We start from the raw sequence: 2,429 nt of genomic DNA on the forward strand, positions 1-2,429 counted from the left end.
CATCGTCACGGGCATCGGTAAAAGCGGACACGTCGGCCAGAAGATCGCCGCCACCTTTGCCTCCACCGGCACACCCGCCTTTTTCGTTCATCCTAGTGAAGCGTCGCACGGCGATCTAGGCATGATCACGCGCGAGGATCTCATTCTCGCCCTGTCGTGGTCTGGCGAGACGGTTGAACTGAAGCCCATCATCACGTTCTCGCGCCGCTTTGCCGTACCGCTCGTCTCGATCACATCGCGCGCCGATTCCGCGCTCGGCAGCCAATCGGATGTCGTGTTGCAGTTGCCGCGCGCCAAGGAGGCTTGCCCACACGGCCTGGCGCCCACAACCTCGACGACGATGCAGCTCGCGCTCGGCGACTGCTTGGCGATCGCGCTGCTGGAAGCCAAGGGCTTTACCGCGCACGATTTCAAGATTTTTCATCCCGGTGGATCGCTCGGCGCCAACCTCAAGCACGTCGGCGACGTGATGCACAAAGGTGCCGAACTCCCGCTGGCGCACGAGAGCGAACCGATGGCCAAGGCCATTGTGACCATGACGGCCAAAAGTTTCGGCTGCCTTGGGATTATCGACAAAAAGGGGCGCTTGACCGGCGTCGTGACCGACGGCGATTTGCGCCGCCACATGGGACCCGCGCTGCTCAAAGCCAGCGTTGGCGTCATCATGACACGCAACCCGAAAACGATTGCCCCTCAGATGCTGGCCTCGGCCGCGCTCGAGATGCTCAATTCCTCGCGGATCACATCGCTGTTCGTCGTCGAAAACGGCAAGCCTGTCGGGATCATCCACGTGCACGACCTCCTGCGCGCGGGCATCGCTTGAGCGCGATCTAGAGTGGTTTTGGCGAAGTGTGAAGCGGTTCGGCCCGTGAAAAACCGCTCAAAAACAGAAAGCTTGATCGAGTTTGCAATTCGAAGAAGAGCAACCACGATCTAGAGCATTTTCCCATCTGACGGAATCATTGGGGATTCCCAAACGTCGCGAACAGTGATTCATGCTGTGGACTGGCGGAGGAGGCCAGTCCGCATGACAAGACCTCTGTCCCATGATCTTCGTAAGCGTCTGATTGAAGCTGTCGGGCAGGGGGCGACGTGCCGGGCCGCCGCGGCGCGGTTCGGGGTTGCGGCGTCTACGGCAGTCAAGCTGGTACGCCGATGGCGCGACACGGGCACCGCCGCCCCGCGCCCGCAAGGTGGCGACAAGCGATCGGAACGGATCGAAGGCCATGCCGATGAAATCCTCGGGCTGATTGCCAAGCGGATCGATATCACGCTGGTGGAGATCGCCGCGCACCTGGAACAGGTGCATGGAGAGCGGTTTGCGCCGAGCACGATCTGGCGGTTCCTCGATCGCCATGCGCAGACGTTCAAAAAAAACCGCGCACGCCAGCGAGCAGGAGCGTCCGGACGTAGCGGCGCAACGCGAAAACTGGCGCGCCGCCCAACCCGGGCTTGATCTGCAACGCCTCGTCTTCATCGACGAGACGGGTGCTTCGACTAAAATGACCCGGCTTCGCGGGCGATCATTGCGGGGTAGCCGCTGCCTGGCCGCGATCCCGCACGGCCATTGGAAGACGACGACATTCGTCGGAGGTCTGCGACTCGACGGCATGACGGCGCCGATGGTGCTCGATGGTCCAATGGACGGGCCGGCATTCCTGGCATGGGTCGAGCAAATGCTCGCTCCCACTCTCAAGGCGGGCGACATCGTCGTCATGGACAACCTGCCCGCTCACAAACCGGATGCCGTTCGTGCGGCGATCGAGGCCGCGGGTGCCAGTCTGCGCTACCTGCCGCCCTACTCGCCCGATCTCAATCCGATCGAGATGGCCTTCTCCAAGTTCAAGGCTCTGCTGAAGAAGGCCGCCGCTCGGACCATCGAAGACCTCTCGGCCGCCATTGCCGAAGCCTTACCAAGGCTCACCGCCCAAGACTGCCGCAACTTCTTCGCCGCCGCAGGATATGGTGCCGTATGATCGGAATCTGCGCTAGTGTGATGATCGAGAAGTTCGCCGGATTTAGATGCGCGTTCGGGAGCGAACGTCTCGATCTGAATCACACTAGAATCGTTGATGATTTCTAGTGTCCTTATCGATTCCCAAGTTCGCGATGCCGGGGCCGCTAATACCGGCGAACTTCGGAATCGGGACACTAGTCCTGATCCATACCCGTCACAACCAGCACCGTGCCGTTGACGCCGGTCACCTCGACCTCGGCGCCTCTGGCTGCGTCCTCGCCTTCGGCAGCCCAAATGGTATCGCCGACGCGCACCTTGCCGCGGCCATTTTTGATCGCTTCTTCGACGAGAACCTTGCGGCCGATATACTGAGCGCCGCGCACGTTGAGTGCCGGCTCGTCAGACTTGGAAAGCTCAGGGCGCGCATAGCGGCGCACCCCGAATACGGTCAACACCGAGACCAGAGCAAACA

3 protein-coding genes are annotated in these 2,429 nt (G+C 61.4%); 2 read left to right on the forward strand and 1 reads right to left on the reverse strand.

From position 1 onward, the window contains the following. On the forward strand, positions 1–823 hold an 823-nt coding region (locus WCE35_RS16700), incomplete at its 5' end, for a KpsF/GutQ family sugar-phosphate isomerase (protein WP_424594437.1). A 204-nt stretch (positions 824–1,027) separates the two neighbouring features. Further along, positions 1,028–1,976, forward strand: a protein-coding gene (locus WCE35_RS16705; RefSeq protein WP_424594438.1) for an IS630 family transposase whose coding sequence is annotated in 2 segments (ribosomal slippage) — positions 1,028–1,369 and positions 1,371–1,976 — 948 coding nt in all. Because the reading frame shifts where the segments join, the coding sequence is not laid out codon by codon here. A gap of 175 nt (positions 1,977–2,151) precedes the next feature. Here the strand turns inward: WCE35_RS16705 and WCE35_RS16710 are convergent. Further along, a partial coding sequence (locus WCE35_RS16710; protein WP_424594439.1) for an NfeD family protein occupies positions 2,152–2,429 on the reverse strand: 278 nt, incomplete at its 5' end.

Source organism: Bradyrhizobium sp. (genome assembly GCF_049691595.1).
Taxonomy (GTDB): Bacteria; Pseudomonadota; Alphaproteobacteria; order Rhizobiales; family Xanthobacteraceae; genus Bradyrhizobium.